This is a genomic window from Longimicrobium sp., from assembly GCA_036377595.1.
GTDB lineage: Bacteria > Gemmatimonadota > Gemmatimonadetes > Longimicrobiales > Longimicrobiaceae > Longimicrobium.
Genome location: DASUYB010000093.1, coordinates 19403 through 40952, shown reverse-complemented (window position 1 = coordinate 40952; position 21550 = coordinate 19403). Strand labels below are relative to the sequence as shown.

The 21550-nt window shown below is 69.5% G+C and carries 21 protein-coding genes and 1 pseudogene; 9 read left to right on the top strand and 13 right to left on the bottom strand.

The features are described 5' to 3' along the window. Window positions 1-18: 18 nt before the first annotated feature. A complete protein-coding gene (locus VF092_14530) occupies window positions 19-243 on the bottom strand; it encodes a hypothetical protein (GenBank protein HEX6748510.1) in 225 nt (74 codons plus the stop codon). 193 nt (window positions 244-436) lie between these two features. Here VF092_14530 and VF092_14525 point away from each other — a divergent pair, with 193 nt between their 5' ends. Further along, the gene (locus VF092_14525) at window positions 437-610 is read left to right on the top strand and encodes a hypothetical protein (protein HEX6748509.1); all 174 of its coding nucleotides are present in this window, start codon (window positions 437-439) and stop codon (window positions 608-610) included. A gap of 64 nt (window positions 611-674) precedes the next feature. On the opposite strand, the gene VF092_14520 is transcribed toward VF092_14525, so the two are convergent. Both VF092_14520 and VF092_14515 read right to left on the bottom strand, forming a co-directional pair. Beyond that, on the bottom strand, window positions 675-2153 hold the full coding sequence (locus tag VF092_14520) for a cupin domain-containing protein (GenBank protein HEX6748508.1): 1479 nt from the start codon (window positions 2151-2153) through the stop codon (window positions 675-677). 256 nt (window positions 2154-2409) lie between these two features. After that, window positions 2410-2958 (bottom strand): SRPBCC family protein, encoded by a 549-nt coding sequence (locus VF092_14515; protein ID HEX6748507.1) that lies wholly within the window; start codon window positions 2956-2958, stop codon window positions 2410-2412. A 314-nt stretch (window positions 2959-3272) separates the two neighbouring features. On the opposite strand from VF092_14515, the gene VF092_14510 reads away from it, so the two are divergent. After that, entirely contained in the window at window positions 3273-5099 is a 1827-nt protein-coding gene (locus VF092_14510) for a serine hydrolase (protein ID HEX6748506.1), read from the top strand. A 326-nt stretch (window positions 5100-5425) separates the two neighbouring features. On the opposite strand, the gene VF092_14505 is transcribed toward VF092_14510, so the two are convergent. Continuing rightward, window positions 5426-6130, bottom strand: coding sequence for a hypothetical protein (locus tag VF092_14505; GenBank protein ID HEX6748505.1), 705 nt, complete (start codon window positions 6128-6130; stop codon window positions 5426-5428). A 103-nt stretch (window positions 6131-6233) separates the two neighbouring features. Further along, entirely contained in the window at window positions 6234-7016 is a 783-nt protein-coding gene (locus tag VF092_14500) for a hypothetical protein (GenBank protein HEX6748504.1), read from the bottom strand. 205 nt (window positions 7017-7221) lie between these two features. On the opposite strand from VF092_14500, the gene VF092_14495 reads away from it, so the two are divergent. The 5 genes and pseudogenes from VF092_14495 to VF092_14475 all read left to right on the top strand — a co-directional run bounded on the left by VF092_14495 (window position 7222) and on the right by VF092_14475 (window position 11962). Beyond that, window positions 7222-7578: a hypothetical protein gene (locus tag VF092_14495; GenBank protein ID HEX6748503.1), complete on the top strand. Its 357-nt coding sequence runs from the start codon at window positions 7222-7224 to the stop codon at window positions 7576-7578. 56 nt (window positions 7579-7634) lie between these two features. After that, window positions 7635-8756, top strand: coding sequence for a hypothetical protein (locus tag VF092_14490; GenBank protein HEX6748502.1), 1122 nt, complete (start codon window positions 7635-7637; stop codon window positions 8754-8756). Between the two features lie 77 nt (window positions 8757-8833). Further along, on the top strand, window positions 8834-9055 hold the full coding sequence (locus tag VF092_14485) for a DUF433 domain-containing protein (GenBank protein HEX6748501.1): 222 nt from the start codon (window positions 8834-8836) through the stop codon (window positions 9053-9055). A 135-nt stretch (window positions 9056-9190) separates the two neighbouring features. Next, window positions 9191-9376: pseudogene (locus VF092_14480) on the top strand (DUF5615 family PIN-like protein). A gap of 426 nt (window positions 9377-9802) precedes the next feature. Then, the gene (locus VF092_14475; GenBank protein ID HEX6748500.1) at window positions 9803-11962 is read left to right on the top strand and encodes a hypothetical protein; all 2160 of its coding nucleotides are present in this window, start codon (window positions 9803-9805) and stop codon (window positions 11960-11962) included. Window positions 11963-12255: 293 nt separating this feature from the next. On the opposite strand, the gene VF092_14470 is transcribed toward VF092_14475, so the two are convergent. From VF092_14470 to idi, 5 genes are all read right to left on the bottom strand, one after another. After that, window positions 12256-12687, bottom strand: coding sequence for a DoxX family protein (locus VF092_14470; protein HEX6748499.1), 432 nt, complete (start codon window positions 12685-12687; stop codon window positions 12256-12258). A gap of 26 nt (window positions 12688-12713) precedes the next feature. After that, on the bottom strand, window positions 12714-13148 hold the full coding sequence (locus VF092_14465; protein HEX6748498.1) for a YciI family protein: 435 nt from the start codon (window positions 13146-13148) through the stop codon (window positions 12714-12716). 419 nt (window positions 13149-13567) lie between these two features. After that, window positions 13568-14068, bottom strand: a complete 501-nt coding sequence (locus VF092_14460) for an SRPBCC family protein (GenBank protein ID HEX6748497.1) — start codon at window positions 14066-14068, stop codon at window positions 13568-13570. Window positions 14069-14134: 66 nt separating this feature from the next. Further along, a complete protein-coding gene (locus VF092_14455) occupies window positions 14135-14485 on the bottom strand; it encodes a metalloregulator ArsR/SmtB family transcription factor (GenBank protein ID HEX6748496.1) in 351 nt (116 codons plus the stop codon). 276 nt (window positions 14486-14761) lie between these two features. After that, window positions 14762-15298, bottom strand: coding sequence for an isopentenyl-diphosphate Delta-isomerase (idi, locus tag VF092_14450; protein ID HEX6748495.1), 537 nt, complete (start codon window positions 15296-15298; stop codon window positions 14762-14764). 438 nt (window positions 15299-15736) lie between these two features. On the opposite strand from idi, the gene mtnA reads away from it, so the two are divergent. Both mtnA and rhaD read left to right on the top strand, forming a co-directional pair. Further along, window positions 15737-16822: an S-methyl-5-thioribose-1-phosphate isomerase gene (gene mtnA / locus VF092_14445; protein HEX6748494.1), complete on the top strand. Its 1086-nt coding sequence runs from the start codon at window positions 15737-15739 to the stop codon at window positions 16820-16822. A gap of 366 nt (window positions 16823-17188) precedes the next feature. Continuing rightward, window positions 17189-19261: a bifunctional rhamnulose-1-phosphate aldolase/short-chain dehydrogenase gene (gene rhaD, locus VF092_14440; protein ID HEX6748493.1), complete on the top strand. Its 2073-nt coding sequence runs from the start codon at window positions 17189-17191 to the stop codon at window positions 19259-19261. Here the strand turns inward: rhaD and VF092_14435 are convergent. The 3 genes from VF092_14435 to VF092_14425 form a co-directional block, all read right to left on the bottom strand. Beyond that, window positions 19187-19711: a VOC family protein gene (locus VF092_14435; protein ID HEX6748492.1), complete on the bottom strand. Its 525-nt coding sequence runs from the start codon at window positions 19709-19711 to the stop codon at window positions 19187-19189. The two genes, rhaD and VF092_14435, sit on opposite strands and share 75 nt — an antisense overlap. After that, a complete protein-coding gene (locus VF092_14430; protein HEX6748491.1) occupies window positions 19708-20382 on the bottom strand; it encodes a hypothetical protein in 675 nt (224 codons plus the stop codon). Before VF092_14430 ends, VF092_14435 begins: the two co-directional genes overlap by 4 nt. 113 nt (window positions 20383-20495) lie before the next feature. Then, window positions 20496-21521, bottom strand: coding sequence for a beta-propeller fold lactonase family protein (locus tag VF092_14425; GenBank protein ID HEX6748490.1), 1026 nt, complete (start codon window positions 21519-21521; stop codon window positions 20496-20498). Window positions 21522-21550 lie beyond the last annotated feature (29 nt).

Here is a 21550-nt window from a genome sequence, read left to right as displayed (position 1 = left end):
TGAAAGCGACGCGACAGACTATCGGTTCTGCAACTGATCCGCAAACGCGCATAGTTCGTTTGCGCGCTGCCGAAGAAGGCCTGCCAAGACATCCATCCAGTGGCTAGGCGGCGGCCGATGCCCTGGCGCGGACGGATCGAGCCGCGCCTGGCGGATCGTCTGCACGGAAACGCCGGCGGCCTCTGCGATCTCGGCGTGGCTGATGCAGCCCGCCACGCGGTCCGTCGCGGTTTTGAAATCCATGGCTTGGTATATGTGTTCATTGACTTGGACGCAGAAGTATATTACATTATATACCAACAGGGCAAAAAGCAAGGCTGGCCGATCTCCCGCGAAGAAGTACCGGCCAGCCCACCGCGAAACGACCCAAAGGCCGCCCGCTTCACCGAAGCTAGCCCTGCTTAGCGCCGAGGGTTAAGCCCACTGGAGGTGCACAATGGCCGCCAAGCAGACGACCGCGACGCCCGACGCACCGAAGCCCGCTGGCTACAGCATCATTAAGCAGCGCCACAGCCGATACTGGGAGGTGCGGGACCCTGCGGATGAGCTGGTGTGCATTACCGTGTACAAGAAGGGCGCAGCTGAGGTGGTGCGACGGCTGGCAGCGTGAAGACAAAGACGGCGGCCGCGGGCTCCCTGCCCCGCGGCCGCCGGCGTATCCGCGCGTGAAGCGCCTACCCATCGTGCACTCTCACGCCGGCTGCGGCGCGGGCTCGGCTTCGGCCACGGCCTTGAGGTTCGCCAGCCCGCGCTCGAAGTCGCGGCCGATCAGGCGGTCCATGTTCATGAAGACGCTCATCACCTTGCTGGGAAAGGTGTTGGTGGCGAGCATCGTCCAGTTGACCCGCGTGCCGCCGCCGGCGGGCGCCAGCGCGAACACGGTGGTGTTGTGCGCCTCGAACGGCTTGATGAAGTCCTTCCCCGAAAGCGCGGCCGGCGCGGAGCAGATCCGCGCCGGCCGCTTCGCGTCCGCCGCACCGCCGGCCACGCCATCCGCGCAGAGCAAACGCCGGCACCGAAAGCGCAGCATCTCCGGCTACGGCTGCTCCGTAGACGGTATGCCAGCGGTTTCGCGCGCGGATCCGCGCTTGCTCCCGGGGTGAGAGCGGGGCCGCGGGCTGCCCCTCGAGCACGGAGTTCGCCCGCATCAGCTCCTCGAAGCCCGGCCGGGAGAAGACGAACACGATGCCCAGCGGCACGGAGCCGGTGTTCCGCAGGGTGATCCGCGTGTCGCGCGGGATGTAGACGGTCGCGCCGGTGCCCACGGCCGTCTGCCGGGTGCCAAGGCCGGCCACGCCGCTCCCCCGGTGCACGAAGATGATCTCGTCCGCGTGCAGGTGCCGGTGCGGCGGGATGGCATCGCCCGGCGCGATGTCCTCGTATCCCATCACCAGCTCGCGCGAGCCGCCGTTGCGCCGGTCCACCTTCAGGATGAACGGCGTGGTCAGGTGCGCCGCCGCCGAGCCCGAGCGCGGACGGCGGACCCGGCGCTCACCTTCCCCCGGCTGCAGGATGAGCCCGCCGCTCCTCGACCCGCCCGGGCTGGAACCGGAGCCGTCGGCGATGGTGTGCCAGCGGTTCCGCGCCTGGATCCGCGCCTCCTCTCCGGCCAGGAGCGCGGGGGCGGCCTCGCCCTCGGGCACGGAGCTCTCGCGCATGAGCCGCTCGAACCCCGGCTTCGAGAACATGAAGACGACGGCCAGCGGCTCCGCGCCCGTGTTGCGCAGGCTGACGCGCGTGTTGCGCGGCACGTAGACGGTGGCCCCCGCGGTCACGGGCGATTCCCGGTCGCCGAGCCGGGCCACGCCGCTGCCGCGGTGCACGAAGACGATCTCGTCGGCGACCCGGTGGCGGGAGGGCTCGATGGCCTGGCCCGGCGCGATCTCGTCGTACCCCATCACGAGGTCCGGCGAAGCGCCGTTGCGCGCATCTACCTTCAGGATGAAGGGTGTCGTCTGGGCGGAGGGAAAGCCCGGCCGCGGGCGGCGGACCCGGCGCTCGCCTTCGCCGGCCTGGAGGACGAGGCCTTCGCCCCGCTCGACCGCCGGGGCGACGTGCCGGCTTTCCGCGCCGCGGGTGCCGAGGGGCGTGCAATCCGCCAGCAGGGTGGCCGCGCAGACCGCGGCGGCCGGGAGGGCGTGGCGAAGATCCATCGGAGCTCCCCGGGTGGAAGGCTGCTCAGCGCCGGGCCGGTGAACGGCGAGCCGGTTTCCGCGCCGGGGCCACCTGTCCTTCGCAACGTAGCCTCCGGTGCACCGGAAGGCGAACTTCTCCGCTCGCCATCTTGCCGGGGAAGCTCGAGGTGGCGCGGCGGCCGGCGGCGTAAGCGCGAGAACGGCGGCCGCGGGCTCCCTGCCCCGCGGCCGCCGGTGTGCCTCGCGTGTGCGTGCGCCTGGTGCCAGCGATGCGTCACGCCGGCTGCGGCGCGGGCTCGGCTTCGGCGACGGCCTTCAGGTTCGCCAGGCCGCGCTCGAAGTCGCGGCCGATCATGCGGTCCATGTTCATGAAGACGCTCATCACCTTGCCGGGGAAGGTGTTGATGGCGAGCATCGTCCAGTCGACCCGCGTGCCGCCGCCGGCGGGCGCCAGCGCGAACACGGTGGTGTTGTGCGCCTCGAACGGCTTGATGAAGTCGAGCTTGATCCGCAGCCGCCGCGGCGCGTCGCTCTCCACGATCTCCATCCGCCCCTGCCCCACCTTCTTGTTCCCCTCCCACGCGTAGACGGCGCCCGTCCCGCGCTCGGCGCCCGAGAAGGTGCGCTTCAGCTCCGGGTCGAGCTTCTCCCAGGGCGACCATTCGATCCAGCGGTGGAAGTCGTCCAGGTACGGGAAGATGCGCTCGGCGGGTGCGGCGATCGTGGCGGAGCGCTGGACCTCGAAGTGGTCGGGCCGGGTCGAGGCGAAGGCGAGCAGCGCGGCAATCGCGATCACCAGGACGACGAGGATGGTCAGGAGCATGGTTCCTCGCAAAGCGGTGAGGTGTGGCGCGAGCGGCGGGAACACGTGTACAAAGCGCGAGGGAGCGTCGTTCCGCAAGGATCTCGCAGCCAGGAGTCGCTCGGTGCACGGGATGGAGACGAGAGAACGGCGGCCGCTGGCTTCCCTGCCCCGCGGCCGCTCCGTTTCTCCCGCGCACCGGCGTCGCACCTCGATCCTCGCACACAACCTTCCCTCCCGCTCGCGGCACACAGGAGCCGGACGAGCGCCACGCCCATCCGCCACCCACCGGAAATTCCACACAAATTCCAACTGTGACAGAAGGCCGGTACGCCATGACGACGACTTTCCTGCGGCTTGCATTCGCGGCGTTCCTCGGCATCGCGCTGGCGCCGCTGCGTCTGCCGGCGCAGTCACCGGCGGCCGACTCGCTGGTGGGGATCTGGGTGGGCGAGGCGGCGTTCAGCCCTCCGCTGGCGGGGGAGATCACGGTCACGCGCGAGGGCGCCGGCTGGCGCGCCGCCCTCGCCGGCGCCGAGGCCCGGTCACCGGCGGCGGGCGACAGCGTGCGGCTCACCTTCGCCCGCCGCGGCGGGTTCCGGGGCGCGCTGGCGGACGGCGGCCGCGCGATCGCCGGGTTCTGGCTGCAGCCGCTGGACCAGGCCGATCCCGGCGGCTCGGGCCAGCCCATGTCCACACCGCTGCTGCTGCGCCGCGTCCGCGACGGCGTTTGGCGCGGCACGGTGCGGCCGCTCCCACACCGCTTCACGCTGTACCTGCGGATCTTCCGCGGGCCCGACGGATCGCTCGTCGGCGCGTTCCGGAACCCGGAAGCCAACTCGCGGGGCGGCGTGTCGCAGTTCCGCGTGAGCCGCGGGGGCGATTCGGTGCGCTTCACCGCCCGCCCCGACACCACGCGCCCCGAGATCCGCCTGGCCGCCGCGCAGGCCGGCCCGGACCGGCTCCGCATCTCCTGGCCCGACCTGGATCGCGAGCTCGAGCTCGTCCGCCGCGCGCCCGCGCAGGCCGCCGCCTTCTTCCCGCGGCCGCCCGGCGAGCCGCCGTACGTCTACCGCCGCCCTCCCGAGACCGGCGACGGGTGGGCGACGGCGCGCGGGAGCGGGGTGGGGATCGACGAGGCGGCGCTCGCGCGCGCGGTACGGCGGGTGATCGACTCCGACCCGTCCTCGCGCCGGCCCGTGCTCATGCACTCGTTCCTGGTGGCGCGGCGCGGCAAGCTGGTGCTGGAGGAGTACTTCTACGGCTACGACCGCGAGACGCCGCACGACATGCGCTCCGCCGGCAAGACCTTCGGCTCGGTGATGCTGGGCGCGGCGATGCGGGAGGGCGCCCGGCTGTCGCCCGGGACGCGCGTGTACGAGCTGCTGGCCAGCAGGGGCCCGTTCGCCAACCCGGACCCCCGCAAGGCGCGGATCACCCTCGCCCACCTGATGACGCACACGACGGGGCTGGCGTGCAACGACAACGACGACGCCTCGCCCGGCAAGGAGGAGACGATGCAGGCCCAGCAGGCGCAGCCGGACTGGTGGAAGTACACGCTGGACCTGCCGATGGCATTCGAGCCCGGCGTCCGCTACGCCTACTGCTCCGCCAACTCCAACCTGCTGGGCGCGGCGCTGACGGCCGGGACGGGCGAGTGGCTCCCCGAGCTGTTCGACCGCACCGTGGCCCGCCCGCTGGGGTTCGGGCGCTACTCCTGGAACCTGATGCCGACCGGCGAGGGCTACCTTGGCGGCGGCGCCTTCGTGCGTCCGCGCGACCTGCTGAAGGTGGGGCAGGCCTACCTGGACGGCGGCGTGTGGCACGGCCGGCGGATCGTCGACTCCGCCTGGGTGCGCGTCTCCACCGCGCCGCACGCCGAGATCTCGCCGGCGACCACGGGGATCGCGCCCGAGGAGTTCGGCAACTATTACGGCCTGGGATCGGACGGCTACGGCTGGCACATGTCGGCGCTGACCGCCGGCGGCCGGACGTACCGCGGCTACGCGGCCACCGGCAACGGCGGGCAGGTGCTGCTGGTGATCCCCGAGGTGGAGATGGTGGTGGTGTTCACCGGCGCGAACTACGGGCAGGGCGGGATCTGGGGGCGCTGGGGCCAGGAGCTCGTAGGCAACGAGATCATCCCCGCCATCCGACCGTGACGCCGGGCAATCGCTCCGAGAGCTGAGAGGGCGTTGCTGAACCTGCGGGAAAACCCTGCGATGTCATCCTGAGGGCGCGGCACACGGAACCCGCGTTCACTCGGATCCTCGCGCGCCCGAAGGATCTTGCATGGAGGGGGCCGGATATCCGCTCGAAGGGGCAAGCCTGTCCGCAGCCGCGAGAAGATCCTTCGGTCGGCGCCCATGGCTGGTGCGGACGAACGTTCGGCGCAGCGCCTTCCTCAGGATGACATTGGGAGGGTTCGGCAACACGCCCCCCGCCGGAATCCGAGTAGCTTCAGGTTCGCGGGATAGCGACAGCGGGATCAGTGCCGCGTCGAGTCGGTGGGACTCGCCACTCCCGGCCCGGACGCCACGGCGGCGATGTCGCGGGCTTCCAGGATCGGCGTGGGATAGCCGCTGCGGGCGACGGCGAGCATGGCGCGGCCGAACTGCTCGGTGGTGACGACCGAACGGGGGAAGAGCGCCTTCGCCAGCAGGAAGAGCGGCTTCGTGACCGCGTAGACGGCGCGGTACCAGCGGGTGCTCGAGGTGATGCCGTGCATCGGGATCACCGCGCCGGGGCGGAACATCCAGGCGGCTCGGAACCCCATCGCCAGCAGCGCGTTCTCCGTGCGGCCCTTCACCCGCGCCCACATCACCCGTCCCCGGCCGGTGCTGTCGGTGCCCATCCCCGAGACGTAGATGAAGGTCATCGCCGGGTTCAGCGGCAGCAGCGTGCGCGCGACGGAGAGCGTCAGGTCGTACGTCAGCGCCGAGTAGCGCTCCTCCGTCATCCCCGCCGCGGAGACGCCGAGCGAGAAGAAGCACGCATCGAACCCGGCGAGCTCCGCGGAGACGGACGAGAGGTCGGAGACGTCCGGCACCACGATCTCCCGCAGCTTCGGGTGCTGCTGCCCCGTCGCGCGGCGGCCGACGGTGACCACGCGGGCTACGCCGGGGTCCAGCAGGCACTCGCGCAGGGTGCCCTGCCCCAGCATGCCGGTGGCTCCGAAGAGAAGCACCTCCATCGTCCGACCTCCATGCCGTGAGGCTGATCGCCTGCGACCGTCACGCCCGGGGGACGAACCGCATAAGTCGCAATACGACGCGAGGATGTGATCAGGCAGCCATCTACCGCCGTTTCCGGTTCTTTCTCCGCGCCGCCTTCTCGGCCTTGCGGCGCTTCTTTGCATCATCGGCGGACGAGCGCGCGGCGGGTATGCGAAGGTCGGGTGTGGGATGGAGATCCCGTCTCCAGACGAAGTACTGCGGCCGTGGGGTGATGCGCGCAGGGAGTAGCCCGAGCTCCACCTGCACATCCTCCCAGTCGCCCCGGATGCCGATCTCCGCCGCGTCGGCCGCGAACACCTCCTCCATCAGCGGCGCCGCCTCCACCGCCTTCAGCTCGACGAGATCGGAGACGAGAAATCCGTTGAGCTCCGGATCCTGCCGCTGCCACCAGCGAAGCTGCCGCATCAGCGCGTCGAGGACCGGGTCGCGTGCCTCGGGAAAGCGCTTGGCGATCTCCACGATGCCGTCCGCGGCCGCCGCGGCCGTCCATGGCTCCTCGTCCATCGAGTGCGCGGACAGCGCCGCCCGCAGCGGCTCCAGTGCCGCCGGGCCGATCATCCCCAGTACGCGTGGCAGCTCGTTGTGCACCCAATCGCTGTCGTCGCCCTCCAGCAGGGCCACCAGCGTGCCGATGGCACCCTCCGCGCGCAGCTGGCCCAGCGTGCGCCAGGCGTGCAGTCCACCCCACACCTCCGCCGAATCGGAATCGGCCACCGCGAGCTCCTCATCGTTCACCATGCGGATCAGCTCCGGCACGTGCTCGGCCGTGAAGCCCATCGCCACGTAGTCGGACCAGGGGTGCTGGCGGGCGGGCGCTTCGCCGAGCGTGAGGAGCTGGTCCAAAGGCGCGAGATAAGGAGGGTTCATCTGGGACGGTCCGAACGTCGGGGTGAACAGAGCGAGCGGGTGCGGGAAGGGAAGATGGTGAACGCGGAGCGCATCCCGCAACCGGCCGTTGTGCGCGGACGCGCCCGAGGTCTCGCGGCGCCCGGGTCGACGACGTAGGTTGCTGCGGAGTAAACGCAGTAATCACCAGAAGAAGCTCTCGATGGGACGTCCCGGAATCCCCCACGACCTGCAGGCGTGGATCGATGCCCGCAAGCGCCATCGCCTGTCGCACGCACAGGTGCAGATGGCGCGCGAGCTCGGCCTGAACCCGAAGAAGCTCGGGAAGATGGACAACCATGGGCAGGAGCCCTGGAAGGCTGCGCTCCCCGACTACATCGAGGAGCTCTACCGCCGCCGCTTCAAGCGCGACGCACCGGCCGTCGTAACGCCGATCGAGGAGCGCGCGCGTGTGGCCGGGCGGAAGAAGGCGACGAGACAGGCGGAGAAGAAGGCTCGCCGCGAAATACCTCTGCCGCAGCAGGAACTGGCACCAGGCGCGGGAGACGAGCCGTCGTGAGCGAGTACCAGTACTACGAGTTTCAGGCGGTCGACCGCCCGCTCACCCGCGAGGAGATGGGCACCCTGCGCCGCTACTCGTCCCGCGCCACCATCACCCCCAGCCGCTTCGTGGTGGAGTATCACTGGGGTGACTTCAAGGGCGATGCGTTCGCGTGGATGGAGGAGTACTTCGACGCGTTCCTGTACTTCGCCAACTGGGGCACGCACGAGTTGATGCTGCGCTTGCCGAAGCGGCTGCTGAACGCGGAAACGGCGCGCCGCTACTGCGTGTCAGGCGTTTCGTCGGCCATGGAGAGCGGCGAGCACGTGATCCTCTCCTTCACCTCGGAGGACGAGGGCGGCGACTGGCTGGAAGAGGAGGACGACGGGGCGCTGGCCTCGATCCTACCGGTGCGGGCGGAGATCGCCGGCGGCGACCTTCGCGCGCTCTACCTGGCGTGGATCCTTGCCGCACAGAACGAGGAGTTGGACGACGACGCGACGGAGCCGCCCGTTCCTCCCGGGCTGGGCCGTCTGTCCGCCGCGCAGGAGGCCTTCTGCGACTTCCTCCGGATCGACCGGGACTGGATCGAAGCCGCAGCCGAGCGGAGCCCGCCGATGAGCGCCACTCCGGACGAGGGAGAGCTTCGGGCGTGGGTGGCTGCGCTGCACGACGCGGAGAAGACGGACCTGCTCGTCCGCGTCGCACAGGGGCACGGGAACATGGTGGGCACCGAGCTTGTGCGCCGCCTTCGCGAGCGAAGCCACACGTCGGCGGACGACCTGGAGCCCCGGACCGTCGCCGAGCTGTGGGAATCCGCGGAGCGTCGCAACGAGGAACGCCGCCGTGCCGCCACCGAGCGGGCAGCACGCGAGCGAGCCCGCGCGGAAGCGGAACGAGCCGCCGTGCGTGCTCGCTACCTGGACGACCTCGCGAGCGTCGAGCGCCAGACGTGGGCGAGGGTGGACGAGCTGATCGCGACGAAGCAGCCGCAGCGCTACGACGAGGCGGTCCGGCTTCTGGTCGACCTCCGCGACCTCGCCGCGCGCGACGGCCGCACCGAACAGGCGCTGACGCGGATCGAGGAAATCCGCGCACGGCACGAGAAGAAGCCAAGCTTCCTGGATCGGCTGGCGAAAGTCATCCCTTCGCCTGACATACCGCTCGGAGAGGCTCCCGATCCGGCACAGGTATAACTACCCTTACTCGAGCCTGCTTATACTTGTAGCACTCCAGCCCACGTGAGCGTCGACGCCTCTCGCGCGAGAACCAGATGGACTATCGGGACCGAATCACCATCGAACCGGACAAGCGCAGCGGAAAGCCATGCATCCGCGGCTTGCGGATCAGCGTACAGGACGTGCTCGAGTACCTTGCCTCCGGGATGACGGAAGCGGAGATCCTCGAAGACTTTCCGGATCTCGAGGCTGAAGACATCCGGGCCTGCCTGGCATTCGCGGCAGACCGCGAGCGCCGCCTGATGGCGGGCCTGTGAGGCTGCTGTTCGATCAGAACCTCTCGTGGAAGCTCGTCCGCCTGCTGGCGGACGTGTACGAGGGCTGCGCGCACGTACGGGACCTGGGGATGGCAGATGCGACGGACACAGTGATTTGGAGCTACGCGGCAGAGCACGGTGGTCACCAAGGATTCGGACTTCCTCCAGCGCAGCCTCAGGCTGGGCTTTCCCCCGAAGGTCGTTTGGCTGCGCATCGGGAACTGTACCGTACAAGCTTCAGCTCAGCTGCTGCGGGAGAAATACATTCGCGTGCACCACTTCCATGCCGATCCCGATGCCACTGTGCTGACGCTGCCCTGAACGGCTGGGCCGAGTAACTCGTACCGCGATTGAGAGCGGCTACCGCAAACGGGTTCGCGGCGGCCGCTTCTTGTTCTCGCCGACTTCGGGCCGTGGTTGCCGCGAATTCCATTCGCCCGTTACCCGCCGCGGGACGCACGGCTGGCCATCTCCGCCTTCCCCCGGCCCGATCTCCCGCCGTTTGGCTCCCGGGCGTGCGCGCGGATGGAGACGTCGGCGTGCGGAGATACATCCGGCGCGCGAAAGCATTGCATCTGACCGCGCCGCAGGGTTTTATGATCACCATCGGATCAATCGCCGGATCGCCATCTCCCACTCTACGATCCCGCTACGCCACGGCGCCGTCCCCGGCACCGTGATTCGCCGTCTCGACGGACCGCGGCTCATCTCCATCCCCCCATCCCCCCACACCCCTGGAGCGATACCATGGAACTCGCGCTCGACAGGCTCAACGCCGAAGACGTGCTGCACAAGCTGATCAACATGGGCGCGGGGCAGATCCCCGTGGCCGGCAGCTTCGTCAACTACCTGGTCGACACGGTCCTCTTCCCCAAGCCCGACGTGGACCTGTGGAAGGAGGTGGAAGGGAAGGCCGAGGCGCTGCTGAAGCTGCGGATGGACCAGATGGTGAGCTCGCTTGCGGCCAGCAGCGCCACCGTGCTGTTCGCGCGGCTGCGCTCGTTCGGCAACCAGCTGCGGCAGTTCCAGTACATCACCGACCGCGAGGAGCGGAAGCAGCGGCTGGCGGTGATGCTGACCCAGCTCGACGCGGCGCTGGCCGAGTGCGCGGCGCTTCCCGGCGCGTACGCGCTGACCGCGCCCGACGTGCTGCGGCCGCTGTCGCTGGCGCACATCGCCGTGATCATGGAGCTGAAGGCGCTGGAGCCGCACCGCTACGAGCACCAGTCGGCGCTCAACCAGACGGCCATCATGTACAGCGACATGGCCGGCAAGCTGTTCGAGCGCGCGCTGGCCTGGCGCCGCACCATGATCGGCCGCGGCGAGGGATACCTGCACATCTGGGACAGCGACGTCACCACCACCCATCCCCGCACCCACACCGTGCACATCCAGGTCTACGACAAGTTCTGGAACAACACCTGGCAGCCGGGCGAGAACGGCGTGTCCATCATCCACAAGACGGCCACGGGGCTGTACATGGACAAGGTCGATACGCGCTACGAGGACCTGAAGACCGCGGTCTACACGGAGCTGACCACGTACGACCAGAAGATCCAGGCGGAGTTCACCGCGCTGTGGGAGAAGAAGCTGCTGAACTACACCAAGGGGTTCATGAAGCTGGTGGACTGGGACGGCGTGGAGCGCGAGAAGCATGGGAAAGCCGCCGCCGAGCGGCGCACGCTCACCTTCCCGATCCGCATCGTCCCGGCGCCCGCGGTGCCGGCCAGGGGCACGGTGCTGGACCGGCTCGACCTCTTCCTCGAGCAGCAGATGGACCAGTTCACCGTGACGGGTCCGCGCTACGCGCAGACGTACCGGCTCCCGCCTGACGCGCTGTACGGCCCGCACGCGCTGATGCACTGGCGCGCGGACACCTACGACACTTCGGTGGCCTGCATCTACTTCCAGGAGCGGGGCGAGATGGAGCGCGCCCGCGACCTGGCCGACGCGCTGGTCATCGCCCTGAACCACGACGCCAAGGGCGGCGGCCGCATCGTCGCCGCGACCCGCGCGGACGAGCTGCTGGACCGAGGGCTGGGGAACACCACCTCGATCCACGTGCACGACGGCGGGCGGCGCGACGTGGGGAACATGAGCTGGGCGGGGATGGCGCTCACCCGGATGCATCACCGCACCGGGCGCTACCGCTACCTGCACGCGGCGGAGACGATCGGCGGGTGGATCGTCGCGAACTGCACCGTGGCCGACGACTGGGGCGGCTTCAGCGGCGGCGAGGACCAGTGGGGGAACAGGTACCAATGGCGCTCGGTGGAGCACAACGTCGACGCGTTCTCCCTCTTCGGCAACCTGCACCACCTGACCGGCGAGCAGAAGTGGGCCGACGCGCGGGCCAGCGCGCGCAAGCTGGTGCTGGCCTGCCGGGTGCAGAAGAGCGCGAACGTGGTCTACTACGTCACCGGGACGGGAACCACGAAGGTGCTGAACGACGGGGTGATCCCCACCGACACGCAGAGCTGGACGGCGCTGGCGGGGATCGACCCCGGCGCCAACGAGATGTACAGCCTCCTGTACATGGTCCAGCACATGAACGCCACCAGCGGGGGCTTCCGCGGGACGAAGTTCGCGGAGCACGGCAGCGAGGTGCAGAACGAGGCCACCGCCGGCGCGGCCATGGCGCTCTGGCTCAAGGGCGGCAGCTCTTTGCGCGCCCCGGCCGAGGCCTGGTACGACTCGCTGCAGACGCAGATCCGCGTGGCCACGACCGGCGACGGCTACGGCGTGGTGGCCACGCCCGCGGCCGAGGCGAAGACGGGGCCGGGGCTGGGGTGGAGCTACTTCAACTTCCTGCACGTGGCCTCGTCCGCGTGGACGGGCCTGGCGCTGCTGGCCCAGAAGGACCCCGGCGCGAACCCCTACGCCCCGCTGTCGAGCGTGAAGAAGTAGGAGAGGGTGCCAAAGACGTCATCCTGAGGGAGGCGCCGCACCGAACTCGCGACTGCACGGGACTGTGGCGCCGACCGAAGGATCTATCGCATGCATCCGAGCGACAGCCTGGCTATCGCTTGGACGTCGATTATAGATCCTTCGGCCTGCAACCTACGGCGCGGACGCGGCGCCGGTCTGGCCGGCCTCAGGATGACGTCTCTCTAGATCGTTGTGATTGAACGATTTCCCATGCATGCGCGGGCCGGATCGACGCTTCGATCCGGCCCGCGATGCATTCTCCCGCCGCGCGTCTAGCTCGTGGCGGCGCGGGCGCGCGAGCGGGCGATGGCGGCGTCGAGGCTCCACTCCCCCGCCCCGGCGAACACCAGGTAGAGGAAGAAGAAGCAGTACAGCACCGCCGGCACGCCGTTGTTGGTCTGCGGGAAGAAGCTCAGCGGGAAGTGGAACTGGAAGTACGCCACCGCCATCTCGCCGCTCAGGATGAACGCCGTCGGCCGCGTGAGCAGCCCCAGCGCGACCAGCGCGCCGCCCACGATCTCCATCACCCCGCCGATCCACATCTGGCTCAGGAAGGGAATGGGCGGCATCCCCGGCGCGGGCGCCGGCGGCCAGCCGAAGATCTTCATCGTGCCGAAGGTGATGAACAGCAGCCCCAGGACGATGCGGAGCACAGACAGCGCGCGGCTGGGCCACGGCGGCGGTGCGGGATCGAAGATCGACATGGTGGGCTCTCCTCTCGTTCGTGACGTCACGACTGCTGGCGCGAGGCGATCTCGCCGCGCAGCCGCTCTTCCTGCTCGCGCAACTCGGGGGTGAACGCCTCGCCGAAGTCGTCGGCCTCGTACACGGGGCGGATCTCGATGTCCGAGTCCTCGCCGGGCATGGGATTCGGGCAGCGCTTGACCCACTCCACCGCCTCTTCCATCGAGCGCACCTGCCAGATCCAGAAGCCGGCGACCAGCTCCTTCGTCTCCGCGAACGGGCCGTCGGTGACCGCGCGGCTGCTCCCCGAGAAGTGCACGCGCTTGCCGTAGCGGCTCGGCTTCAGCCCCTCGCCGGCCAGCATGATGCCGGCCTTCACCAGCTCCTCGTTGAAACGGCCCATCTCCTCCATCAGCTCGGTGGTGGGGATGTCCTCGCCCTCGCTGTTCGGGGTGGCCTTGACCAGGACCATGACGCGCATCGGGATCTCCTGTGGCTGCGTGGGTGATGGAGCCGGGGCTCCGGGCCTCGTTGCCCGGCCGATTCCCTCGCTCTCGACAAGGGCGACGAACGAGCGCCGGCGAGATCGACAACCTCGTTTTCCAGGTGCGCGGGAAGATGGGGATTCGGAAACGAAATCGCACGGGAGGGCGCGGCGGTGCGATCTTCCGATGTCATCCTGAGGGCGCGTCGCACCGGATCGTGTCCGGCACCGAACCCCGACGCGCCCGAAGGATCTTGCCGGCCCCGCGGCGATGCCGATGAGACGAGCAGGCATTTCCGCGGCAACAGGCAAGATCCTTCGGTCGGCGCCGACCATCGAAGCACACGCGATTCGGGCGCGGCGCCTCCCTCAGGATGACATCGCGGGAATGGCGAACCTCGGTTGGCAGACGAGCCTCAGCTCCCCTGCGACGCCAGGTGCTCGGCCAGGCGCTCGAGGGTCTGCTTGCCGCCCTCGATGGCGTCGTGCTCCTTCACCACGTAGTCGCGCGCGGCGGCGGTGGGGAACACGCTGCGCATGGTCACGCGCGTCCTGCCGTCGCCCAGGTCGTCGAACGTCGCCGTGGCCTGGAAAGCGGCCGGCTCGCCGGGGACGGTGCCGTGGTCCCACGCCAGCCGCTCGGGGCGCGACACCTCGGTGTAGACGATGTAGTTGGGATAGTCGGTGCCGTCGGGCCCGCGCATGGTGTGGCGCCAGACGCCGCCGGGGCGCACGTCCATCTCGTGCGTGGTGGTGATGAACCCGCGCGGGCCCCACCAGCTGGAAACGTGCCGCGGATCGACGAAGGCATCGAACACCAGCTCGCGCGGCGCATCGAACACGCGCGAGAACTGGACCTCGCGGTCCGCCGTGGGCGATTCGGCCGCGTTGGGATCGAGGGTCTGCGCTGCGGACATCGTACGGCTCCGTGGTTCACGGTTGATGGATTTCCGGCCGCACCGCGCGGCCGGAGTGAAACGGCGTCACGGCGCGGGGTCGCCGCCCGGCTTCTGTTGCAGCTCGCGGAGGTAGTCGCCCAGCCGGTCGAAGCTCTCCTCCCAGAACCGGCGGTACTGCTCCACCCACTCGTCCACGTCCTTCAGCCGCTCGCCGCGCAGGCGGCAGGGGCGCCACTGCGCCTCGCGGCCGCGCTCGATCAGCCCCGCGCGCTCCAGCACCTTCAGGTGTTTGGAGACGGCCGGCAGGCTCATGTCGAACGGCGCCGCCAGCTCCATCACGGTGGCCTCGCCCGACGCAAGACGCGCCAGGATCGCCCGCCGCGTCGGGTCGGCGAGGGCCGCGAAGGTTGCGCTGAGTGGGTCGGTGGCGGTCACGATGCTTAACCTTATGGTTAATTTACCTGATAGTTAAATAACCAAGGTGAGCGAGGATGTCAAGTGTGGGATTGTGGAGATGGGATCTCGACGAAGATGGAGATGGAGATGGTGCGACGATCCAAAGGTGCTGGGGGGAGATACGCAACGATGCGAGTGAACTCGCGGCTACAACGACACACAGTCCGCCTGCGCGGACTTCGCGTGGGCAGAAAACTCGGAGCCGCAGGGATGATTCCTCTGCGGCTCGCGTCTCTGCGTGATATTTCCGTCGATCTACGCCGCCTGCTCCTCGTCCTGGCGGCCGATCAGCTGGCGGAGGGCAAGGGCGAACCAGGGGGTGAAGCGCTCGGGGTGCGCCTCGGCCTCGGCGAGCGCGGCCTGGGGCGGCTGCCAGCGCCACTCGCTGGCCTCGGCGGCGTCGGGGTCGGGCGGCGCGTCGTGGCGGCCGACGAACACGTGGTCGTACTCGTGCTCCATCATCCCCCCGCCGACCTCGGCGCGGTAGACGAACGTGCCGGCGGGCGCCAGCGCGCAGTCGAAGCCCATCTCCTCGCGCAGGCGGCGGCGCGCGGCCAGGGCCACGGGCTCGCCGGGGCGCGGATGGCCGCAGCAGGTGTTCGTCCACAGCCCGCCCGAGTGGTACTTGCCGTCCGCGCGGCGCTGCAGCAGCACCTCGCCGCGCGCGTTCAGCACGAACACGCTGAACGCGCGATGCAGCGCCCCGCTCGCGTGCGCCTCGAGCTTGGGCGCCTGTCCCACCTCGCGGTCGCGCTCGTCCACCAGCACCACCGTCTCCCGCGCATCCACCATCTATCGTCCTCGTCTGGATTCGTTCTTCCGCGATCGCCGGTTGGGCCGGGCGAATAAATTCGCGGCAACAACTACACGAAGTCCGCCTTCGCGGACTACAAGATCTCGTCGGGCCGAAATCTCGATGCTCGCGGCCGGCTTCTCAGGAAATCCGCTCCGATCGCGATAGCCCCGTCAACACCGAATCCTGTAGTCCCCGCAGGGGGACTTCGTGTGGTTGTTGCAGCGAATTCATTCGCCCCCGCCAACTTACACGCATCCGCCACGATCGGATACACCGCATCCGGCAGCACGGGGCCGATCGACGTCCCACCAGCATCGTCCCCTGCCCCACCTGCCCCCGCGCCGGACCGGCAGCATCGTCCGGGGCCGTTGCGTGGCGTGCGGTTCCTGACCACCTTTCGGCTCATCTGTTCCTCTCCCCCGCACTTGCGACCGATGCGCGTCCACGGCATCCCGTACCGCACGATCTGGATGGAGGGCGGCGTGGTGCGGCTGATCGACCAGAACCGCCTCCCGTTCGAGTTCGCGCTGGTCGACTGCCCCACGCATCGCGAGACCGCCGCCGCCATCCGCGAGATGGTGGTGCGCGGCGCGCCGGCCATCGGCGCGGCGGGCGCGTTCGCGGTGGCGCAGGCGTTCGCCGAGGCGCCCGCGCGCGACCCGTGGCCGTATGCGCGCGAGGCCCGCGACCACGTCGCCGCCACGCGGCCGACGGCGCGCGACCTGTTCGCGGGGATCGAGCACGCCTGGCGCGCCGCCGAGTCCGCCGTCGATCCCGCCGCGGCATCGCTGGCGGCGGCGCAGGCGTTCGCGGACGAGAGCGTGGAAAGCTGCCGCCGCATCGGGGAGCACGGCGCGGCGCTGATCGGCGAGGGCGCGCGGGTGCTGACGCACTGCAACGCGGGCTGGCTGGCGACGGTGGACTACGGCACCGCGCTGGCGCCGGTCTACGTGGCTGCCGCGCGGGGCCGCCGCCCGCACGTGTGGGTGGACGAGACGCGCCCCCGCGCGCAGGGCGCCCGCCTCACCGCATGGGAGCTGTCCGGCGAGGGGATCTCGCACACGGTGATCGCCGACAACGCGGCGGCGTGGCTGATGAGCCGCGGCGAGGTCGATCTCGTCATCACCGGCGCCGACCGCGTGGCGGCGAACGGCGACGCGGTGAACAAGATCGGCACGCTCACCAAGGCGCTGTGCGCGCGCGAGTTCGGCATCCCCTTCTACGTCGCCGTGCCGCCCTCGACCTTCGACCCGGCCACGCCCGACGGGGCGAGCGTGATGATCGAGGAGCGGGCGGAGGACGAGGTGCACTTCCAGAGCGGCCCCGACGAGCACGGCACCATCCGCCGCATCCGGGTGACGTCGCCCGGCTCGTCCGCGCGCAACCCCGCGTTCGACGCCACGCCGGCGCGCCTGATCGCCGGCTACATCACCGACCGCGGCATCCTGCAGCGCCACGAGATCCCGTCCGCGACCACCGCCGCCGAGCCGGCCGCGGCCGGGCTTGTGCCGGGCGAATAAATTCGCGGCAACAACAGCACAAAGTCCGCTTCGCGGACTGCGGCCGCGGCATCCGTGCGCCCGGCATATGTCATCCCGAGGGCGCTGCCCCGTAAGTTGATGCAGCACCAAACCCTGGTGCCCGAGGGATGTATAGTCGCGGCACGAGCAACAGCCTGGTCCGTGCGCCGACCAGCCGCGAGCGAAGCGAGCCCAGGTCCCTCCCCCAGTCGGTTTTGGGGGAGGGACAGGCGCGAAGCGCCAGGGAGAGGGCCCCGCAGCGCAAGCGCCCTCGCCTCGCATTGACCGAACTCCATCACGCGACACGTATCCCGCACCCGACGCAGTCCCGAGCACCCAACGCGAGCACCCGACCCGAACCCACCCATGTCGAGCACCGAATCCGCCATCGCCCTCCCCGCGAACGCGCTGTACGCCGGGCCCGCCGACGCCGTGGACGAGCTGGTGGCGTGGTCGCGCCGGCTGGGCGCGGACCCGTCGCTGGTGCTGAAGGGCGGCGGCAACACCTCCGTCAAGCTGCAGGAGACGGACGTGCTCGGGCGCCCCATCCCCGTGCTGCGCGTGAAGGGCTCCGGCTCCGACCTGGCGTACGCGAAGCACGCCGACTTCTCGGGCGTGCGGCTCGACGACGTCCTCCCCCTCTTCGCCCGCGGCGACATGAGCGACGAGGAGATGGTGGACTACCTCGCGCGGACGCTGACCGATCCCCGCGCGCCGCGCCCGTCCATCGAGACGCTGCTGCACGCCTTCATCCCCGCCGCGGCCGTCTTCCACTCGCACGCCGACGCCATCCTCGCGCTCATCAACACCCCCGATCCCAACGCCGTCCTCGACGACGCGCTGGGTGCGGACGTGCTGCGCATCCCCTATCGCCGCCCCGGCTTCCTGCTGTCGAAGGAGGTCGGCGCCGCGGTGCGGGCCCATCCCGACGCGCCCGGGCTGGTGCTGCTCAACCACGGGCTGGTGACGTGGGGATCGTCGCCGCAGGAGGCCTACGAGCGGCACATGGAGATCGTGGAGCGCGCGCGAGGGTACGTCGACGCGCGCGACCCCGGCAGCGTCTTCGTCGCGGATGCGAAGTACGCGCTGGATGCAGACGACCGCCGCCGCGTCGCCGCCGCGCTGGCGCCGGTGATCCGCGGCGCGCTCTCCGCCGAGAAGCGCGTCATCCTCCGCCACACCGACTCGCCCGAGGTGCTGGCGTTCGTCGGCTCGCCGCGCGCGCGATCCGCGTCCACAGCGGGCGCGGCGACGCCGGACCACATCCTCACGACGAAGGTCCATCCCCTTTGGGTAGATGTAGATAACCCGGGGGATGTGGATGCCATCGCGCGGAACTTCGCCTCGGCGCTGGAGCGGTATCGCCAGCAGTATGGGGATTACGTCGCGCGGTGGCGGGCGGACGAGGCGGTGCAGGAATCCACGCCGCGCATCGTCCTCGTCCCGGGCGTGGGGATGTTCACTGCGGCGAAGGACGCGAAGACGGCCGGGCTCACGCGCGACATCTACCTGCACACCATCGGCATCATCGCGGGCGCCGAGACGCTGGGCGGCTACCGCTCGCTGCCGGAGAAGGAGCAGTGGGGCGCCGAGTACTGGCCGCTGGAGCTGTACAAGCTCACCATCGCCCCGCCCGAGCGCGAGCTGGCGCGGCGCGTGGCGTTCGTCACCGGCGCGGCCAGCGGGCTGGGGCGGGCGATCGCGCACCGCCTGGCCGCCGCCGGCGCGCACGTGGTCGTCACCGACCGCGACGACGACGGCGCGCTGGCCGTGGCCGACGACATCGCCGCGCGCGAGGGCGCGGGGACGGCCGTCGCCCATCGGCTCGACGTCACCCGCGAGGCCGACGTGGCCGACGCGCTGGAGCAGGCCGTGCTCGACTTCGGCGGCGTCGACATCGTGGTCTCCAACGCGGGGATGGCGCACTGCGCGCCCATCGAGTCGCTGGAACTGGGGGATTGGGAGCGCAGCTTGGCGGTGAACGCGACGGGGCACTTCCTGGTCACCCGCGCCGCGCTGCGCCACTTCCGCGCCCAGGGCACCGGCGGCGCCATCGTCTTCGTGGCGACCAAGAACGTCACCGCGCCGGGGAAGGACTTCGCGGCCTACAGCGCGTCGAAGGCCGCCGAGGCGCAGCTGGCGCGCGTGGCGGCCATCGAGGGCGGGCCCATCGGCGTGCGGGTGAACATGGTCAACCCCGACGCCATCTTCGGCGGCAGCAACCTGTGGAGCGGCATCCGCGAGGAGCGCGCGAAGGCCTACGGTGTGGAGCCGGAGAAGCTAGAGACCGTCTACCGCGGCCGCACGTTGCTGGGAGTCGAGGTCCGCGCCGAGGACGTGGCCGAGGCCGTCCTCTTCCTCGCCTCAGACCGCTCCTCGCGCACGACGGGCGCCATGATCGCGGTGGATGGCGGGGTCAGGGAGGCGTTCGTGCGGTAAATCCTCCATTGTCTCACCCTGCGAAGGCACGGCCCGGAAGTCGCCTTCCGAGGCTTGGGTGGCAACCACCTCCACCTTGATTCGATCGGGATCCTCGCAGAACAGGGCGTAGTGTTCGCGGCCGCCGGCGAACGGGTAGCGGTCGTCATACAGCATGGGTACACCGCGTCGCCGAAGCTGCTCGGCAAGAGCGTCGACCCGTTCGCGTGACCCGCCGTGGAACGCCAGATGGTTCAGCCCGACCGCCGAGCGGTGGAAGGACCTGCTCGTGAATCGCTGTGCAACCTGCACGAAAACGATGTAGGCCGTCCCCCGCTTCCAACTCCTCCCTCCGTCCCAGGCCTGAAACGGCTCGTACCCCAGTTCGCCGAGAAGGAACGACCAGAACTCGGTCGATCGAGCCAGGTTTAGCACGTTCACCTCGATGTGGTGGATCCCGTCAGGGCTCATCCACCCTCCTCCTCCGGTCCCGCCTCCACCGCGGTCGCTTTGATGCTGTCCGGATGGAGCAGCACGACCCGGGCAAAGGGCTGTCCGCGTTTGAGCCGCACCGTCCGGTGCGGGCGGATGGCCACCGAAAATCCCGTTGCGGCGTTCAGTCGCTGCACGGCGCGGTGGTTGAGCACACCTGTGGGAACCTCCAGCCCGCTCGGTACGTCTGCGGGCAGCACCAGGACGAAGTGTGTGTCGGGAAACTCCATCTCCCACCCAAGATGCCACTCGACGCTGCCGTCGCCATTGGGAACGAACATGGACCTCCACCCGTCCTCGGTAGCGATGTCGTAGAGGCGCAGCCACCCCGTGCGGCGCACTGCGGTTGCACCATTAGGACGGGGCCACACTTCTTCGAATCCCGTGGCTTGCCAGAACGCCGTCAACTCTCCCTCGAACCCCGCCACCTGCACGTCGTGCACCGGCGTCAGGCAAATGTCGACCGGGCTGCGGACGATCCAGCCCAGGTCGCTGCCAAGGCGCCAGGGTCCACATCGCTCGGCGCGACGCGGCTGGCGTACCCATCGGAAATTCCGCTCGTACATGGCGGACTCGTCGGGCGGCGGCGGGATCCGATGCTTGGCGGGCAGCAGTGCCCATTCGTATTTCCGCGTGAACGCAATGCGCATGGTTCGTAAAAGGACCGGTCACTCCAGCCCAGGCTGTGGACACCGTATGCGATTCACCATCACGCGTGAGATCGAGATGAGCTTCCGCGCCTGGAAACGGCGGCGTCAGCGAGCTAGCGCACTTCGACGCTGAGACCGTCGGTATCGAGCACGGCAACGCTGCACGAACCTTGGGCCACGGGCGCGAAGTCGTACCTGACCTTCTTCTCGGCACCGGCCGTGGCCAGCGACCGCCCGACCGGGGCCAGGTTCACCACGGTTAGGGTATTCTCCGGCCGGACCGAGGCGAGGCCGCCGCTGGCGCCGGTGCGAGCGAAGGCACTGACGTAGAGGGTGTTCGACAGCGGCTCCAGCGCCAATCCTCTTGGGCCGGGGCCGACGGGAATCCGGTTTACCACCTTGCGCCGCACGGTATCCACAAATACCACCTCCGATGTGTTTTCGATGGTAACGAACGCCGTCCCTCCGTCCTTGCTGAATGCCACAGCGCGCGCACCGACGCTCTCCAGGTCGATCTCCGCCTCCACCGCGCCCTTGGTAGTGTCGATGATGGAGAGAAGCTTCGAGCGGGTACTCGCCACGTAGAGTTCCTTGCGCGCCGGGTGCAGCGCCACGCTGTAGGGATGTCTGTCGTGCCCGACGGGAATCCGCGCCACCTCGCGCACCTCCTCAGGCCTGCCCTCTGCCAGCCCGGTGAGGTCCAGCTTCGCCACGTAGTGAGAGCCCCATACCGCCACATACGCATGACGGCCATCGGCGCTGATCGCCATGTGGCGTGGGTCTCGTCCGGTCGCGACTTGGCGCACCTCCTGTCGTGAACCCAGGTCGACGATGGAGATGGTATTCGCACCCGAGTTCGAGACCAGTGCGTAGCGATCTCCAGGCACCACTCCGAGCCCGCGCGGAGCCGGGCCGACCTTGATCCTCGCGGTTTCGCGGTGAGTCAGCACGTCGATCTCCGAGACGGTGTCTCCACCACAATTCGAGACGAATCCCCGACCGTCCTTCGTGAACTTCACGGCCCCGCGGGGCGCGTTTCCGATCGGAATCTGCGCAACAGATTCAAACGATCCGTTCACGGGTGTGACAACCGAAATCACACCGGAATCCGTATCGGTCGAGTAGACTTCGACGGGCATGGCGCACCTCCGGTCTGGGGAAAATGGTG

Coding starts and splice junctions, on each gene's coding strand:
- mtnA (HEX6748494.1), top strand. CDS start 15,737: ATGCGCGTCCACGGCATCCCGTACCGCACGATCTGGATGGAGGGCGGC.
- VF092_14515 (HEX6748507.1), bottom strand. CDS start 2,958: ATGCTCCTGACCATCCTCGTCGTCCTGGTGATCGCGATTGCCGCGCTG.
- VF092_14475 (HEX6748500.1), top strand. CDS start 9,803: ATGGAACTCGCGCTCGACAGGCTCAACGCCGAAGACGTGCTGCACAAG.
- VF092_14430 (HEX6748491.1), bottom strand. CDS start 20,382: ATGCGCATTGCGTTCACGCGGAAATACGAATGGGCACTGCTGCCCGCC.
- VF092_14425 (HEX6748490.1), bottom strand. CDS start 21,521: ATGCCCGTCGAAGTCTACTCGACCGATACGGATTCCGGTGTGATTTCG.
- VF092_14460 (HEX6748497.1), bottom strand. CDS start 14,068: ATGTCCGCAGCGCAGACCCTCGATCCCAACGCGGCCGAATCGCCCACG.
- VF092_14490 (HEX6748502.1), top strand. CDS start 7,635: ATGGGCACCCTGCGCCGCTACTCGTCCCGCGCCACCATCACCCCCAGC.
- VF092_14485 (HEX6748501.1), top strand. CDS start 8,834: ATGGACTATCGGGACCGAATCACCATCGAACCGGACAAGCGCAGCGGA.
- VF092_14530 (HEX6748510.1), bottom strand. CDS start 243: ATGGATTTCAAAACCGCGACGGACCGCGTGGCGGGCTGCATCAGCCAC.
- VF092_14435 (HEX6748492.1), bottom strand. CDS start 19,711: ATGAGCCCTGACGGGATCCACCACATCGAGGTGAACGTGCTAAACCTG.
- VF092_14470 (HEX6748499.1), bottom strand. CDS start 12,687: ATGTCGATCTTCGATCCCGCACCGCCGCCGTGGCCCAGCCGCGCGCTG.
- idi (HEX6748495.1), bottom strand. CDS start 15,298: ATGGTGGATGCGCGGGAGACGGTGGTGCTGGTGGACGAGCGCGACCGC.
- VF092_14465 (HEX6748498.1), bottom strand. CDS start 13,148: ATGCGCGTCATGGTCCTGGTCAAGGCCACCCCGAACAGCGAGGGCGAG.
- VF092_14520 (HEX6748508.1), bottom strand. CDS start 2,153: ATGGATCTTCGCCACGCCCTCCCGGCCGCCGCGGTCTGCGCGGCCACC.
- VF092_14510 (HEX6748506.1), top strand. CDS start 3,273: ATGACGACGACTTTCCTGCGGCTTGCATTCGCGGCGTTCCTCGGCATC.
- VF092_14525 (HEX6748509.1), top strand. CDS start 437: ATGGCCGCCAAGCAGACGACCGCGACGCCCGACGCACCGAAGCCCGCT.
- VF092_14505 (HEX6748505.1), bottom strand. CDS start 6,130: ATGGAGGTGCTTCTCTTCGGAGCCACCGGCATGCTGGGGCAGGGCACC.
- VF092_14495 (HEX6748503.1), top strand. CDS start 7,222: ATGGGACGTCCCGGAATCCCCCACGACCTGCAGGCGTGGATCGATGCC.
- rhaD (HEX6748493.1), top strand. CDS start 17,189: ATGTCGAGCACCGAATCCGCCATCGCCCTCCCCGCGAACGCGCTGTAC.